Origin of the sequence: Mesorhizobium sp. M0563 (assembly GCF_040321065.1) — a bacterium.
Lineage (GTDB): Bacteria > Pseudomonadota > Alphaproteobacteria > Rhizobiales > Rhizobiaceae > Mesorhizobium.
Window position 1 is genome coordinate 1 of sequence record NZ_JAMYQV010000017.1, and the last position, 15,256, is coordinate 15,256.

Sequence of the window (15,256 nt, forward strand, 5' to 3'; positions counted from 1 at the left end):
GGACGACCGCCTGAAACCCCAAACAAGACGTCAAATCCCCCGCAAACAAGCGAACAACCGCCGCAACCCCGCCGCCGCAAGCTTTGCTCATGACTGCCCAACAGGTCCACAAGGGGAGAAGGGAAGGTTTCTACGCATCCGCCCTGAACGTCTGCTTCTGGATACCCAGCCCTTCGATACCGAGCTCGACCACATCGCCGGGCTTCAGGAACACCGGCGGCTTCATGCCGAGGCCGACGCCGGGCGGCGTGCCGGTCGAGATGATGTCGCCTGGATGCAGCGACATGAACTGGCTGAGATAAGACACGAGATAAGCGACGCCGAACACCATGGTCTTGGTCGAGCCGTTCTGCATGGTCTTGCCGTTGACCGTCAGCCACATCGGAATGTTCTGCGGGTCCTTGACCTCGTCCTTGGTCACCAGCCACGGGCCGATCGGCCCGAATGTGTCGCAGGACTTGCCCTTGGTCCACTGGCCCTGCCGCTCGGCCTGGAAGGCGCGTTCAGAGACGTCATGTGCGACGCAGTAGCCGGCGACATAGTCCAGCGCCTCGGCTTCGGTGACATATTTAGCGGTCTTGCCGATGACCACGCCGAGCTCGACTTCCCAATCGGTCTTCACCGAGCCGCGCGGGATCAGCACGTCGTCGTTCGGCCCGACAATGGCCGAGCTTGCCTTCATGAAGATGATCGGCTCCGGCGGCACGGTTGCGCCGGTTTCTGCGGCATGGTCGGAATAGTTGAGGCCTATGCAGATGAATTTGCCGGTGCCGGCGACGCAGGCGCCGATGCGCGGTTTGCCGGAAACTGCCGGCAGCGATTTCGGATCGAGCTTCGACAATGACTCGAGCGATGCCGGGTCGATCGCCCTGCCGGCAATGTCGGTGACATGGGCGGAGAGGTCGCGGATCGTTCCATCCGCATCAAGGAGGCCAGGGCGTTCGCTCCCCGCCTCGCCATAGCGTAGCAGTTTCATGCAGTTTTCTCCCAGTTGCGACCAGAGGCCGTTTGCAAACTCGCTCCGCTGCGGCGAATGGCGTGGGTTTCGAGAACCGGAGCGGAGCGTACTTAAAGTACGTGAGCCTAGGCAAGCGCGGACGCCGCGCCAGGCGCCCGGCAGAATTGGATTTTCAGACTCCTAGATCGACCAGCCACCGTCGATATTATAGGCCTGCCCCGACGTATAGGTGGCACCGGCGAGATAGACGGCGAGGTCGGCGATTTCCTCGGGCGTGCCGAGCCGGCCCATCGGCTGACGGGCGATGAAGGCGGCGCGGGCTGCTTCGTAGTCGCCCTGCGCGTGCATGCGGTCGTGCAGCGACGGGCTTTCGACCGTGCCCGGGCAGATCGCATTGCAGCGTATGCCCTTGCCGACATAGTCGGCGGCAACCGATTTGGTCAGGCCGATAACGGCCGCCTTGGTCAGGCCATAGACGAAACGGTTGGGCACGCCCTTGGTCGAGCTGGCCAGCGACGCCATGTTGATGATCGAGCCGTCGCCGCGCTCAAGCATGCCGGGCAGCACGGCGCGGATGGCGCGGATCATCGAGCGGACATTGAGATCATAGGCAAAGTCGAGATCGCCGTCCTTCATCTCGAGGATCGAGCCGGAATGGACGAAGCCGGCGCAGTTGAACAGCACGTCGACGGCGCCGATCTCGGCAAAAGCGACGTTCACCGCCTCGTCGTTTAGGACATCCAGCTTGCGGGTCTTGATACCGGGGGTCTTGCCGAGGTCGGCGAGCACCACTTCGTTGATGTCGGTGGCATGGACGACGGCGCCGGCCTTGGCGAAAGCCAGCGCACTTGCCCGGCCGATGCCTTGCGCCGCCGCCGTGACGACAACGACCTTGCCTGTCAGATCCGCCATGCTTTTCTCCTCGCCCGTCTGTGATCGTTCGGCTTTTTACCGGCACAAGGCCGGGGCGCAATGTGCCAGACGGGCACCACCATCCCGCCTGTTTCGATATTCGCCCTGCCGGCCAAATGTTTTTTCTCGGTAAAGAACATCTTTTGGCCCGTCAAGCCCGGACGTCCCTCCGGGACACTCAGTCGCCGTAGGGCACCCAGACGTTCTTGACCTCGATCGCACGGCGCAGCAAGGCATCGCCGGCTGCTTCGCCCGACGCCCAGTCGAGGCTGTGGCCGTTGCCGGTCCAGACACGCTTGAGATTGCCGATGGACTCGGCCTCCGCCTTGGCACAGGTCTCGGCATCGGCGAACATCCAGAGCCCGTCGACATCGTCGTGCTTGGCCAGCACGCCGGCCAGCTCGGCGCTACGGCCCGTAACGATATTGATGGCGCCCGCCGGAACGTCGGAATATTCGATGACCTGGTAAAGGTCGGTGGCAAGCAGCGGGTATCGTTCGGACGGCACGGCGACCACGGTGTTGCCCATGGCGAGCGCCGGCGCAACCAGCGAGATCAGGCCGAGCAAAGGTGCGTTGTCCGACGCGACGATGCCGACGACGCCGACCGGTTCGTGCAGCGCCAATGTGACGGCACGGGCCGGCGGCTGGTGGACGCGGCCCTCGAACTTGTCCGCAAGCCCGGCATAGAGGAACAGCCGCTCGATCGACAGCTCGACCTCTTCACCCGCCGCCTTGGCCGTCGCGCCGGTGAGCTGGGTCAGACGGGCGGCAAACTCGTCGGCGCGGCCGGACAGGTTTTCGGCCAGATAGTAAAGCACCTGGCTGCGATTGTAGGCGGTCGCTTCCGGCCAGGCCTTGCAGGCGCGCGCGGCCGCGACGGCGTCGCGGATATCCTTGCGGTTGCCGAGACCGACCTCGCCGGCGAGCTTGCCCTTGGCGCTGGCGACGGCAAGGGAATAATTGCCGTCCGGCCGGACCTGCTTACCGCCGATGAACAGCTTTGCCGTGCGGTCGATGGCATCGCCTTCCGGGCGCTCGATGGGCTGGGCAGTGGCCACAGCCGGTTTGATGATCGGGCCGAGCGGCAGTTTTGCCGAGAGGTACTCGAACATGCCCTCGCGCCCGCCTTCGCGGCCGAAGCCGCTCTCGCGATAGCCGCCGAAGCCGCAGGCGGCGTCGAACATGTTGGTGCCGTTGACCCAGACGACGCCGGCCTTCAATTGCGGCGCGACGTGCAGCGCAAGATTGATGTTCTCGCTCCACACCGAGGCGGCCAGGCCATAGCGTGTGTTGTTGGCGAGCTCGACCGCTTCCTCGGTATTGCGGAAGGTCATGGTCGCCAGCACCGGCCCGAACACCTCTTCCTGGGCCAGAATGTTAGCCGGCGAAACACCTGTCGCCAGCGTTGGCAGATGGTAATAGCCCGAGGCGGGCAGTGCCGAGTCCGGCTGCCAGCATATCGCGCCCTGCTTGGCGCCTTCGGCAATCAGGCCCTTGACGCGGTCGAGTTGGGTCAAATCGACCAGCGGGCCGATATCGGTGTTCTTGTCGAGCGGGCTGCCGACGCGCAGCCGGCTCATCCGCGTCTTGACCTTGGCGATGAAGGCGTCGGCGATGCCTTCCTGCACCAGAAGGCGCGAGCCGGCACAGCAGACCTGGCCCTGGTTGAACCAGATGCCGTCGACCAGACCCTCGACGGCGCTGTCGAGATCGGCATCCTCGAAAACGACGAAGGCCGACTTGCCGCCAAGCTCCAGCGAAAGTTTCTTGCCCGAACCGGCGGTGGCCTTGCGGATGATCTTGCCGACCTCGGACGAACCGGTGAAGGCGATCTTCTGGATGCCGGGATGATTGACGATTGCCCCACCCGCTTCCGGCCCGCCCTGGACGATGTTGACGACGCCCTTCGGCACGCCGGCGCGTTCACAGATCTCGGCAAACAGGATGGCGGTGAGCGGCGTGAATTCCGCGGGCTTCAGCACCACGGTGCAGCCCGCAGCGAGCGCCGGCGCGATCTTCCAGGCCAGCATCAAAAGCGGGAAGTTCCACGGGATGATCTGGCCGACGACGCCGACGCCCTTATGGGCTGGAAAGTCCCTGTCCAGCGCCTGCGCCCAGCCGGCATGATGGATGAAATGACGGATCGCCAGCGGCACGTCGATGTCGCGGCTTTCGCGGATCGGCTTGCCGTTGTCGATCGATTCCAGCACCGCGAACAGCCGTTGGTGGCGCTGCATGGCGCGGCCGATGGCATAGAGCACTTTGGCGCGTTGATAACCGGTGCTGGCGCTCCATTTCGGCAGCGCTTTTGTGGCGGCCGAAACCGCCGCATCGATATCGGCAGCACCGGCATCCGAGACCTTGGCCAGCAATTTGCCGGAGGCGGGATCGCTGGTGTCGAAGGTCTTTCCATTTGCAGCTGCTTTCCAGTCGCCGCCGATGAACAGGGCTTTCGAGAAATCACGGGTCGTCAGCCAGGCATCGGCCTCGTTGCGGGCCTCCGGCGCCGGGCCGTAATCCATGGCGTGATAGCGTTCGAGAATGTTCATGAAGCGCTCCGAATCACGCCATTGCGTGGCGATGATTGGCCGAGTAGTGGCCGGTCAGGTGATGCTCGAGCTGGCGCTCGATGTCGGTCAAAAGGCTCGATGCTCCGAAGCGGAACAGCTCCGGCTCCAACCACGGCCGGCCCAGCTCTTCTTTCATCAGCACCAGCCAATCGAGCGAGGCTTTTGCCGTGGAAATGCCACCGGCCGGCTTGAAGCCGATGAGATAGCCGGTTTCCTCGAAATAGGCGCGGATGGCGCGCACCATGGCAAGGCCAACCGGCAGTGTCGCGTTGACGCTTTCCTTGCCGGTCGAGGTCTTGATGAAGTCCGCACCCGCCATCATCGCCACCATCGAGGCGAGCATGACATTGCGCAGCGTGGCGAGGTCGCCTGTGCCGAGGATCACCTTCAGATGCGCCTCGCCGCAGGCGGCCCGCATCGAGACGATCTCGTTATAGAGCTCCTGCCATTTCGCCCCAAAAACCAAGCCGCGCGGGATGACGACGTCGATCTCGTCGGCGCCGTCGCGGACCGATGCTTCGATCTCCTGCAGACGCGTCGAAAGCGGGGCAAGGCCATGCGGGAAAGCCGTGGAAACGGCGGCGACACGGATGCCGCTGCCGCGCAGTGCTTCGACGGCAGTGGCGACGAAGGGATGATAGACGCAGACCGCCGCCGGACGGATGTTTTCACCGGCAATGCCGAGCCCCTCGGCAATGTCGCGGCGGAACGGGTTGACCGCCTTGGCACAGAGCCGGCGCACGCGCTCTTCCGTATCGTTCGAGTTCAGCGTCGTCAGGTCCATGCAGGCGACGGCGCGCAGCAGCCAGGCAGCCTGGTTATCGGCCTTGATCGAGCGTCTTTTGGTCAGGCTGGCGACGCGGCGTTCCAGCGCCGAGCGGTTGACGCTGCGCATCGATTCCATGAAGCCAAGATCGAGCCTCATGCCGGGATTGCGAGCAATAGCATGGGCCTGCGGCATCGGCGCATTGGCGGCGGCGCGCGCCGGCAGCGGCGTGATCTTGGACGTGCCGAGATCGGTTTCGCGGATTGTGCTGCTCATCTCCTGCCCCTTGTTCAGCGACTTATGCCGAAGATAGACCGTGAAGCAGCGCTTCACGAGTCCTTCAGGCGGTCATAGCGGAAAAAGACAGTCAAGGCAGCCGATTTTTGACCGTCCGGTCAAAATCAGGGTCTCAAAGCAGTGGACGCTGAACTGCCGCGTCTCAGCCGACGAAGGCGCGCTCGACTACGAAGCTTGCCGGATGATGCAGCGAGCCTTCCTGGAAGTCGAGGCTTTCGGCCAGTTCCTTCACGTCTTTCAGCATATGCATCGAGCCGCAGATCATGATGCGATCGGTCTCGGGATTGAGCTTGTCGATGCCGAGATCGGTGTAGAATTTGCCCGAGCCGATCAGCGCGGTGATGCGGCCCATGCGTTCGGACGTCTCACGCGTCGTCGAATTATAGAGCGTGACGCGGCCGCCGGTCAGTTCGCCGATCAGCGGGTCGTTCTCCAGCGCGGCCACCAGTTCCTGGCCGTAGATGAGCTCGGCATTGTCGCGGCAGGTGTGGGTCAGCACGACTTCACCGAACTTCTCATAGGTGTCGGGATCGCGCAGCAGGCTTGCGAAGGGCGCAATGCCGGTGCCGGTCGAGATCATGAACAGGCGCTTGGCCGGCGTCAGCGCGTCGACCACCAGCGTGCCGGTCGACTTCTGCCGCATGATGACGGTATCGCCGATCTGGATCTTCTGCAGCTCCGAGGTAAGCGGGCCGTCCGGCACCTTGATCGAGAAGAATTCCAGCTCGTCGTCCCAGGACGGGCTGGCGATCGAATAGGCGCGGAACACCGGCTTCTCGGCATTGGGCAGGCCGATCATGACGAACTCGCCGGAGCGGAAGCGCAGCGACTGCGGCCGGGTGATGCGGAACGAAAACAGCCGGTCGGTATAGTGCTTCACCGAGACCACGGTTTCGGCATAGACATTGGCCGGTATCGGGAACTGCAACGGCCGGGCGCCGTCGGTGTTGAACGCGGATGTGGTGTTCATCAAACCTAACCTTCTGGGCCAGCTCAGCGCCGGGCCAAATTATCACCTGCGCGCCCGAACCGGTCAGGTTCCTGCGTGCCCTTGCACACTCCGAAGCGGTAAGCTCTTGTGTCCGGAATTTATTAGTATACAAACGATATTTGCGTCAAGACGTCGCCGTAAAACAGCTTTCCAAACTGAGGCATGTAAGCAGTTCGGGCATTTCGGGTTTCGACAATGGAACAGAATTTTTCGGCGCAAGCTCTGGATTCGAGGGGCAGCGTCGTCGCCGGTATCGATGTCGGTGGCACCTTTACCGATCTGCTTCTGATCGACGGCCGTGATGGTGGCCGGGTGCATATCGCCAAGACCCCGACCACGGTCGACAACCAGGCTTTCGGCGTCGTTGCAGCTCTTGGTGCCATCGGCTTTCGCGTGGACGGCATCGACCTCATCGTGCACGGCACGACGACCACAACCAACGCGGTGCTGGAGCGCCGGCTGGCCAAAACCGGCATGATCACCACGCGCGGCTTTCGTGACGTCATCGAGCTTGGCCGGCGGACACGGCCGCAAGCCTATGGCATGACAGGCACCTTTGTGCCGATCATTCCGCGCAATCTGCGGCTCGAAGTGTCGGAGCGGGTCGAGGCCTCGGGCGCGGTGCGCATACCGCTCGACGAGGCCGAGATGCGGGCAGCGATTTCACAACTGATCGAAGCCGGCTGCGAATCGCTCGTCATCCATTTCCTGCATTCCTACGCCAACCCGGCGCATGAGCGGCGCGCGGCCGAGATCGGCGCCGAGCTTTGGCCGAACGGCTACATCACGACAGGCCATGCGCTGCTTTCGGAAGCGCGCGAATTCGAGCGCGGGGTGACCGCTTCGGTCAACGCCTCGGTGCAACCGATCCTCGAACGCTACGTCGAACGGCTGCGCAAGGAGCTGGCGTCAAAAGGCTACGCCCGCGACTTCCTGATCATGAACGGCAATGGCGGCATGATCTCGGCCCGCTTTGTCACACGTGAATCGGCCAAGACCGTTATGTCCGGCCCCGCCTCCGGCGTCATTGCCGCGGCCTATACCGGCAAGCGCGCCGGCTTCGAAAACCTGGTCACCTACGACATGGGCGGCACCTCGACCGACGTGGCGCTGATCCGCAATGCCGAACCGGCGGTGTCGAACGAGATCGAGATCGAATATGCGATGCCGATCCATGTGCCGATGGTGGCGGTGCATACAGTCGGCGCCGGCGGCGGCTCGATCGCCCGCGTCGATGCAGCCGGCCTGATCCAGATCGGCCCGGAAAGCGCCGGCGCCAATCCCGGGCCGATCTGCTACGGCCGCGGCGGCTTGGAGCCGACCATCACCGACGCCAATCTGGTGCTCGGCCGGCTGGCGCCGAAAAAGCTGCTGGCGGTGGAAAACCCGGTCACCGTCGAACATGTCACGGGCATATTCGAGGACAGGATCGGGCGACCTACCGGCCTGTCCGGCGTCGAGGCGGCGGGTGCGGTGCTGCGGCTGGGCAACATGAAGATGGCGGGCGCCATCCGCATGGTCTCGGTGTCGCGCGGTCACGACCCGCGCGATTTCGCGCTGTTCGCCTTCGGCGGCGCCGGGCCGCTGCATGCGACCGCCCTGGCGCGCGAGCTCGGCCTGCCGCGGGTGCTGGTGCCGGCGCGGCCGGGCATTACCAATGCGCTCGGCTGCGTCGTCGCCGATCTGCGCCATGACTTCGTCAACACGGTCAACCAGCCGGTGGCGGGGCTCGATGAAGCCCAGCTCCAAGCTATATTGGAACGGCACCGAAACGAAGGCGCAGAGTTGATCGGCAAGGAAGCGGTGAAGCCGGAGACGATCCGCGTCACGCATTCCGCCGACATGCAGTTCGTCGGCCAGACGCATATTATTAACGTGCCGCTGCCGTCGTTTGCGGTGACGCGCGAGGTCCTGCAGCAACTGTTCGAGAAGGCCTATTTCGCCCGCTTCAAGGTCGAGCTGCCGGAAATCCGCGCCAATCTGGTCAATCTCAACACCTCGGTGACCGGCGTGCGGCCGGCGATCGATCTGTCGCGGCTGATCGATCCGGCTGGCCGCGCCAAAACGCTCGAAGAGGCGCGGCGCGAGATCCGGCCGGTCTGGTATGGCGGGTGCTGGTACGACACGCCGGTCTACAGTAGGGAAAAGTTGCCGCTCGACGCCATCATCGAAGGCCCGGCGATCCTCGAACAGATGGATGCCACAACCGTGCTCGAGCCCGGCGACCGGGCGCGCTCGGATGCCGACGGCAACATCATCATCGACATTGGTGAGGCCTGAGATGCAAAAGCTCGACGCCATCACCCTTTCGGTCCTCCAGGCGGCGCTGCAGCAGGTCTGTGACGAGATGGACCTGACGTTTTCGCGCGCCGCTTTCTCGCCCGTCATCGCCGAGGCCAATGACCGCTCCGACGGCATCTATTCGGCAGTCGATGGTTCGCTGATCGCGCAAGGCAGCCAAGGCCTGCCGGTGTTCGTCGGCGTCATGCAGTATTCGACCAAAACGGTGATCGAGATGATCGCCGACGGACGCTGCCTGCCGCCCGAGCCGGGCGATATCTACATCGTCAACGATCCTTATCTCGGCGGCACCCATCTGATGGATGTGCGCTTCGCCATGCCGGTCTATCGCGACGGCAAGATATTCTGCTGGCTGTCGAACACCGGCCATTGGCCCGACATTGGCGGTTCGGTGCCGGGCGGCTTCTCCGCCTCGGCGACTGCGGTGGAGCAGGAAGGCTTGCGGCTGCCGCCGGTGAAATTGTTCAAGAAGGGCGTGCTCGACCCTGAGATCTACGCCATCATCTGCTCGAACATCAGGGTTGCCGACCAGCGCATCGGCGACATCCGCGCGCAAGCGGCAGCACTGCTGATCGGCCAGGACCGGCTCAACGGCATTTCGGATCGTTACGGAGACGAAACAGTCGTCGAAGCAATCGCCGAATTGCGCCGCCGGGCCGCTGAACAGATGCGTGCCAACATCGCGGCAATTCCCGATGGCATCTACCGGTCGCAGGCCTTCGTCGATTCCGATGGGGTGGTGAACGAGCCGCTGACCATTGCGCTTGCCGTCGAGAAAAAAGGCGACACGCTCCGCTTCGACTTCTCAGGCTCGTCAAAACCCTGCGCCGGGCCGATGAACAGCGTGCTGGCGACGACCTTGTCCTCGGTCTACCTCGCCATGCGCCACATTTTCCCCGACGTGCCGATCAGCGCCGGCGCCTTCGAGCCGCTCATCGTCAAGCGGCCAGAAGGCACCTTCCTCGATGCCAAATATCCGCGGCCGGTATCGGGCTGCGCGGCCGAGGTTTCGCAGCGCATCGCCGAGGCGGTGTTCGCGGCCATGGTGCAGGCGCTGCCGGACAGGGTGACTGCGGCTCCCGCCGGCTCCAGCGGCAATTTCGCGCTCGGCGGCAACGATCCGCTCCGTGGCCGCGACTACGTCATGTACCAGATATCCGGCGGCGGCTATGGCGGCAATGCCGATCATGATGGCCTGACCAATGGCTGCTCGACCATCGGCATTTCCAAATCGCCGCCGGTCGAGATCATGGAACAGGCTTTCCCTGTGCTCTATCGCCACTATGCCTTGCGCGAAGGCTCGGGTGGCGCCGGCAAGCATCGCGGCGGTTTTGGCCTCGCCTATGAGGTCGAGATCCTGCGTGGCGACGCCCGCGCCTCCTTCGTCATGGACCATGGCCGTTTCGGCCCGCAAGGCGCGCTCGGCGGCAAGGACGGCGCGGTCAACACGGTGACCGTGTTCCGCGACGGTGAGGCCCATGTGCCGCCGCACCTCTCCAAGGAACAGGACATCGCGCTGAAGGCCGGCGACCGCGTGCGAGTTGGCACGCCGGGCGGCGGCGGCTACGGCAATCCCTGGCAGCGTGATCCGGAATTGGTCGCTCGGGATATCGCCCTAGGCTATTACACACCCGCAGAAGCCGGCGAAAAGTTCGGCGTCGCGCTGTCGGCGAACGGGTTGGCGATTGACCGGGCAGCGACCGAAAAGAAGCGCGCCGGCTGACGATGCTGGCCAGCATCTCCGCTGTGCCACGCTCAGTTCCGATGATCCAGCCTCGCGACCAGCCGGTCGCCGGCCCACTGGATGCCGCAGACCAGGACGATCAGGACGATGACCACGGCGATCATGACTGACGTTTCGAAGCGCTGGTAACCGTATCGGATGGCGAGGTCGCCCAGCCCGCCGGCGCCGATGGCGCCGGCCATGGCCGAGGCGCCGATAAGCGTCACCAGCGTCACCGTGAAGCCGGCGACGATGCCGGGCAGCGCTTCCGGCACCAGCACCTCGCGGATGATCGTCCAGCGGTTGCCGCCCATGGCGCGCGCCGCTTCGATCAGCCCGTGGTCGACCTCGCGCAGCGACACTTCGGCGATCCGGGCATAGTAGGGCGTGGCCGCGATCGACAGCGGCACGATGGCGGCCCATGTGCCGATCGAGGTGCCGACGATCAGCCGCGTCACCGGGATCAGCGCAACCAGCAGGATGATGAAAGGCACCGAGCGGAAACCGTTGATGACCGCGCCGAGCGCACGGTTCACCCACAGGTTTTCGGCGATGCCGCCGCGGTCGGTGGCGACCAGCGCCAGGCCGAGCGGCAGCCCGAAAACCAGCGAGATGAGGCCGGAGGCGGCCGTCATCAGGATCGTTTCCCAGATGGATCGAAGCAGGAGTTCAAACAGAATTGGCGACATGGCCAAGCACCTCCACCCGCGCATTGCGGGCTTTCAAGAACGCGATCACCTGTGCCAGGTGAGCTTCATTGCTACCGGCGACCGCGACGAACAGCGTCCCGACAGGCTGCTGCTGGACGTGATCGATGCCTCCATGAACGAGGCGGAACGAGCCGGGAGCTGCCGAGGCAAGATCGGACAAAAGCGGGCTTCGCGCGGCCTCACCCGCCACGTCGATCCTGAGGATCGCCTCCACGCCGGCGTTCTGCGTTAGCCGGCTTGCGATCTCCGCCGGCAATTGCGGCCTGATGCCGCCGAGCAGGCTTTGTGTGATCGCCGACTTCGGATCGGCAAACACCGACCACACCGGCCCTTGCTCGACGATTCGTCCGGCGTCGATCACCGCGACCCGGTCGGCGATCGAACGGATCACCTCCATCTCATGGGTGATGAGCAGGATGGTCAGGCCGAGCTGCCGGTTGATGTCTCTGAGCAAGGCAAGGATGGAGCGCGTCGTCTCCGGGTCCAACGCCGAGGTCGCTTCGTCCGACAGCAGCAGCGCTGGGCGCGCCGCAAGCGCCCGGGCAATGCCGACGCGCTGTTTCTGTCCGCCCGACAGCGACGCCGGATAGGCTTTCGCCTTCTCCGACAGGCCGACGAGCTCGAGCAGCTCGGCAGCGCGCGCCAGGCGTTCAGCCCTGGGCCGGCCTTCGATCTTGAGCGGCAGCGCTACATTGTCTTCGACCGTCTTGGCGGACAGCAGGTTGAAATGCTGGAAAATCATGCCGATACGCCGGCGCAGCGGCTGCAATTCGCGCTCGCCGAGCCGGCTGATGTCGCGGCCTTCGATGAAGACCTGTCCTGTATCCGGCCGCTCCAGGCCGTTTAGGCAGCGTATCAGCGTCGACTTGCCGGCGCCGCTCCGGCCGATGATGCCGAGGATCTCGCCCTGGCGCACGCTGAGCGATACGCCGTCCAGCGCCGCTGTTGCGCCGAAGCGGCGCTTCAGCTCGATGAGGCGTACGACATCGTGCGGTCCCGCGGAACGGCTGCCGACGGGATGCATGACTTCGGTGACCGGGGCGAAATGCTGGTTCATGAAAGTTCCTGTATTGGTTTCCCGCAAAACGCGATCGCGGTCCGCGTTGGAGCGCGGACCGCTTTATCATGCCGGGCTTCAGCGCCAAGTCGAGCTCGGTATCAATAGGCGCTGATGCCGGTTCCCTTGTAGACCCGGTCGAATTCGGCCTTCACCTTTTCGTTCTGGTAGGAGGCGACCAATGTCTTTACCCAGGGCTGGTTTTCATTGCCGGCCTTGACCGCGATGAAGTTGCGGTAGGGATTGTCGGCCACCGCCTCCTGGGCGATGCGGTTCTCCGGTGTGAGGCCGCTTTTAAGCGCCCAATCCGTGTTGACCACGGCCCCGTCGAGATCTTCCACCGAGCGCCCGACAATGCCAGCGTCGAGCTCCTTGACGACCAATTTCTTCGGGTTTTCGGCAATGTCGGTCGTCGTAGCCAGAATGCCGGTTCCTTCCCTGAGCTTGATCAGACCTTCGCTCTGCAGGACACGCAGCGCGCGCCCTTCATTGGACGGATCGTTCGGCACGCCGACGACGGCGCCTTCGGGCAAGTCGCCAATCTTCGCGTACTTCTTGGAATAGAGGCCGATCGGCCAGACCCCGGTATAGCCGACCGGGACGATGTGATAGCCCTGCGTCTTGATCTGGTTGTCGAGATAGGGCTTGTGCTGGAAGGCGTTGGCGTCGATTTCGCCACGCTCGAGTGCTTCATTCGGCTGGGTGTAGTCGTTGAACACCACGGTCTCGATCGTCAGCCCCCTCTCCGCCGCCTGGGCGGTCACGACCCGCCACACATCCTCGTCCTCGCCGCTCATGATGCCGACCTTGACCGCCGTCTTGTCTTCGGCGAACGACGGCGCAGCAAGGCCGACAATCGCAACCGCCGACGCGAAAAGTACAGCCAGACCGGCGCGCCGGTTTATAGTTGCTGAGAAGAATGGAAGCAAAGTGTTGATAGTCCCAGGCATGGTCAATCCCATCGGTTTTGAAATCATTGCGGCCAAGCGGAATGCGAAGCCTTGCGGGCATCATCGGAAATGCTGATCGCCAGATCAAAGAACGGTATTTCCCGCCAAATGAGGAGCCTGGAATATTCTGTCAAAGTTTCTGGCCTAGCGAGCACAGGACGCTGCCGCCTAGCGCGCTGACTCCGCTATGAGGCCCGCCGTGCGTCGGAACGGCGGGCCTTTCTGCGTCCGAATGCCCAGGCACGGGCACCAGTTTGGGATGTCGACAATGCAGGACGCGCCGCATGTCCCTTCAAAAAACGACGCGCATTGCTCACTGGATGACCTTCACGATCCTGCGTGTGCCCGGATCGACCAGGACGGTCTGGTTGTCGACGACGACATAGCGGTATTTGACGTCGGGAACCTCATGAAGCTCGACGGTATCGGGCACGGTCGAGCCGACATTGAGCTCCACGCCGGGAAGCTGGACGGACGCCAGAGGCTGCTTTTTCACATACTCGCGTACGATCGTCTCCTGCTGCGGTTCGATGACCACGTCCTGAGCGGCAGCGGCGCCAATACCCGCAAGCAGCAAGAACCCAGCCGCGGCTGCCGAAAGATGCATGCTCATGATTGTCTCCTTTCGTGGTGGGCCACCTCTGCGCTGCGCCGCGTCATGCTGTTCGCAGCGGGGTCGCTATAGGCGGGTAACGTCATCAGGTGGAGCTTGTTCCGCCGCTCGGATCGCTTGCCGTTTCGCTCCATTGGTTTGGAACAAAATTTTTTAGCCGCAGTTTTACGCGGTGAAGGGACGCATTTTCCAAGGAGATCTCTCATGAAAGGCGTTCTGATCACCAGCTTGCTAGCAATCAGCGTCAGCTGCGGAGCTGCACTTGCCCAGACGCAGCAGTCGACCGACGACCAGTCCGGCGCCAATTGCGCAGCCGGCGCTGCCAATTGCCAGAATGGCGCCAAGATGGACGAGCAGGCTCAGGGCAAGGCCGGCGCTGCGACTGATCAACAGGCGCAGGGCAAACCGAAGCTGAAGACCGACGAGCAAGCCCAAGGCAAGGCCGGCGCCACGACCGACCAGCAGGCCACGGGCAACACCAAGATGAAGACCGAGGAACAGGCCCAAGGCAAAACCGGAACCACCACTACCGAGCAGGCCCAAGGCAACACGAAAATGAAGACCGAGGAGCAGGCTCAGGGCAAGACTGGGACCACGACCACCGAGCAGACTCAGGGCAATGCTTCTACGCAGACGCAGGACCAGAGTTCGACCGCTTCCATCAGCAATGTGACCGTTGAACAGAAAACCCAGATCACTCAGGTCATCAAGGAGACCAACGTCCAACCCGTTTCCAGCGTCGATTTCGACATCTCTGTCGGCATCGAGGTTCCGCGGAAGAAGGTCCGGCTGCATCGTCTGCCGGCGCGCATCGTCAAGATCGTTCCGGCTTACGAAGGCTATGAGTATTTCGTGCTCGCCGATGGTCGGATCGTCATCGTCGACCCGAATACCTACAAGATCGTGATTATCCTGACCTAGTCGCGGCCAGACGGTTTGATTGAACCAAAGGGTCCGTCGCGCAGGTCGCGTGGCGGCCCTTTCCGCATCTCCTCGCTCCGCGTCTGCTGCAAATCGCAGATCACGGTCCGTCCTCGGGGCGAGGAGTGAGCACGGTGTGATCGATGGTGTCGGGCAGGCATGGACTGGGCACGCAGCTTGTTCGGACTGACGCGGTGGTCATGCCCTCGATATCCGTAACTAGCACCATTCTCGCGTAGTGCCGCGGCCACAGCGGCTCTCCAAACAGGACGAAGACGCCGCCAATCATCAAGGCCAGCAACATGAGTGCCGTAACATTTGCAAATATCTCGCCGTAGCGCATGAAGGCAGCCTGTCCCGTTCGGAAAGCGATTTCAGCCTGTGACAGTGGCGACCAGGATGGCGCCGAAACCCAGCGCTAATGCCCTTGGCGCCTCGCGAATGCCGCCTTCCATTGGATACTCCCCGGAATAAGCCAGGTGAAT

Annotated in this window: 13 protein-coding genes; 3 read left to right on the plus strand and 10 right to left on the minus strand. The window is 63.4% G+C overall.

The features are described 5' to 3' along the window. Nucleotides 1-130: 130 nt before the first annotated feature. From NKI50_RS20715 to NKI50_RS20735, 5 genes are all read right to left on the minus strand, one after another. A complete protein-coding gene (locus NKI50_RS20715; protein ID WP_023720565.1) occupies nt 131-976 on the minus strand; it encodes a fumarylacetoacetate hydrolase family protein in 846 nt (281 codons plus the stop codon). Between the two features lie 162 nt (nt 977-1,138). Then, a complete protein-coding gene (locus tag NKI50_RS20720) occupies nt 1,139-1,870 on the minus strand; it encodes an SDR family oxidoreductase (RefSeq protein ID WP_023720564.1) in 732 nt (243 codons plus the stop codon). A gap of 178 nt (nt 1,871-2,048) precedes the next feature. After that, entirely contained in the window at nt 2,049-4,421 is a 2,373-nt protein-coding gene (locus NKI50_RS20725; RefSeq protein ID WP_352643809.1) for an aldehyde dehydrogenase family protein, read from the minus strand. 13 nt (nt 4,422-4,434) lie between these two features. After that, nucleotides 4,435-5,484, minus strand: a complete 1,050-nt coding sequence (deoC, locus tag NKI50_RS20730) for a deoxyribose-phosphate aldolase (RefSeq protein ID WP_031194457.1) — start codon at nt 5,482-5,484, stop codon at nt 4,435-4,437. 163 nt (nt 5,485-5,647) lie between these two features. Beyond that, nucleotides 5,648-6,475, minus strand: a complete 828-nt coding sequence (locus tag NKI50_RS20735) for a ferredoxin--NADP reductase (protein ID WP_352717451.1) — start codon at nt 6,473-6,475, stop codon at nt 5,648-5,650. A gap of 216 nt (nt 6,476-6,691) precedes the next feature. Between NKI50_RS20735 and NKI50_RS20740 the strand changes: the two genes are divergently transcribed. After that, nucleotides 6,692-8,776 (plus strand): hydantoinase/oxoprolinase family protein, encoded by a 2,085-nt coding sequence (locus NKI50_RS20740; protein WP_352643807.1) that lies wholly within the window; start codon nt 6,692-6,694, stop codon nt 8,774-8,776. A 1-nt stretch (nt 8,777) separates the two neighbouring features. Beyond that, nucleotides 8,778-10,520 carry a hydantoinase B/oxoprolinase family protein gene (locus tag NKI50_RS20745; RefSeq protein ID WP_023720559.1) on the plus strand — a complete coding sequence of 581 codons (1,743 nt, stop codon included), beginning with the start codon at nt 8,778-8,780 and terminating at the stop codon, nt 10,518-10,520. A gap of 32 nt (nt 10,521-10,552) precedes the next feature. Here the strand turns inward: NKI50_RS20745 and NKI50_RS20750 are convergent, their stop codons facing one another. The 4 genes from NKI50_RS20750 to NKI50_RS20765 all read right to left on the minus strand — a co-directional run bounded on the left by NKI50_RS20750 (nt 10,553) and on the right by NKI50_RS20765 (nt 13,850). After that, nucleotides 10,553-11,209 (minus strand): methionine ABC transporter permease, encoded by a 657-nt coding sequence (locus tag NKI50_RS20750; protein ID WP_023720558.1) that lies wholly within the window; start codon nt 11,207-11,209, stop codon nt 10,553-10,555. Continuing rightward, complete coding sequence (locus NKI50_RS20755; protein WP_352643810.1) at nt 11,190-12,254, minus strand: methionine ABC transporter ATP-binding protein; 1,065 nt, start codon at nt 12,252-12,254, stop codon at nt 11,190-11,192. Before NKI50_RS20755 ends, NKI50_RS20750 begins: the two co-directional genes overlap by 20 nt. A 134-nt stretch (nt 12,255-12,388) precedes the next feature. Continuing rightward, nucleotides 12,389-13,237, minus strand: coding sequence for a MetQ/NlpA family lipoprotein (locus NKI50_RS20760; protein ID WP_352481419.1), 849 nt, complete (start codon nt 13,235-13,237; stop codon nt 12,389-12,391). 313 nt (nt 13,238-13,550) lie between these two features. Beyond that, nucleotides 13,551-13,850 carry a DUF1236 domain-containing protein gene (locus NKI50_RS20765; protein ID WP_023720555.1) on the minus strand — a complete coding sequence of 100 codons (300 nt, stop codon included), beginning with the start codon at nt 13,848-13,850 and terminating at the stop codon, nt 13,551-13,553. 96 nt (nt 13,851-13,946) lie between these two features. Here NKI50_RS20765 and NKI50_RS20770 point away from each other — a divergent pair, with 96 nt between their 5' ends. Next, nucleotides 13,947-14,771, plus strand: a complete 825-nt coding sequence (locus NKI50_RS20770; protein WP_502896335.1) for a DUF1236 domain-containing protein — start codon at nt 13,947-13,949, stop codon at nt 14,769-14,771. Between the two features lie 100 nt (nt 14,772-14,871). Here NKI50_RS20770 and NKI50_RS20775 read toward each other — a convergent pair whose 3' ends face one another. Further along, complete coding sequence (locus NKI50_RS20775) at nt 14,872-15,114, minus strand: hypothetical protein (RefSeq protein ID WP_023720552.1); 243 nt, start codon at nt 15,112-15,114, stop codon at nt 14,872-14,874. Nucleotides 15,115-15,256: the final 142 nt, after the last annotated feature.

Bases quoted from the DNA above. Each gene is read 5' to 3' on its own strand.
- NKI50_RS20735 (WP_352717451.1), bottom strand. From the start codon at position 6,475: ATGAACACCACATCCGCGTTCAACACCGACGGCGCCCGGCCGTTGCAG.
- NKI50_RS20775 (WP_023720552.1), bottom strand. From the start codon at position 15,114: ATGCGCTACGGCGAGATATTTGCAAATGTTACGGCACTCATGTTGCTG.
- deoC (WP_031194457.1), bottom strand. From the start codon at position 5,484: ATGAGCAGCACAATCCGCGAAACCGATCTCGGCACGTCCAAGATCACG.
- NKI50_RS20740 (WP_352643807.1), top strand. From the start codon at position 6,692: ATGGAACAGAATTTTTCGGCGCAAGCTCTGGATTCGAGGGGCAGCGTC.
- NKI50_RS20750 (WP_023720558.1), bottom strand. From the start codon at position 11,209: ATGTCGCCAATTCTGTTTGAACTCCTGCTTCGATCCATCTGGGAAACG.
- NKI50_RS20715 (WP_023720565.1), bottom strand. From the start codon at position 976: ATGAAACTGCTACGCTATGGCGAGGCGGGGAGCGAACGCCCTGGCCTC.
- NKI50_RS20755 (WP_352643810.1), bottom strand. From the start codon at position 12,254: ATGCATCCCGTCGGCAGCCGTTCCGCGGGACCGCACGATGTCGTACGC.
- NKI50_RS20745 (WP_023720559.1), top strand. From the start codon at position 8,778: ATGCAAAAGCTCGACGCCATCACCCTTTCGGTCCTCCAGGCGGCGCTG.
- NKI50_RS20760 (WP_352481419.1), bottom strand. From the start codon at position 13,237: ATGCCTGGGACTATCAACACTTTGCTTCCATTCTTCTCAGCAACTATA.
- NKI50_RS20720 (WP_023720564.1), bottom strand. From the start codon at position 1,870: ATGGCGGATCTGACAGGCAAGGTCGTTGTCGTCACGGCGGCGGCGCAA.
- NKI50_RS20765 (WP_023720555.1), bottom strand. From the start codon at position 13,850: ATGAGCATGCATCTTTCGGCAGCCGCGGCTGGGTTCTTGCTGCTTGCG.
- NKI50_RS20725 (WP_352643809.1), bottom strand. From the start codon at position 4,421: ATGAACATTCTCGAACGCTATCACGCCATGGATTACGGCCCGGCGCCG.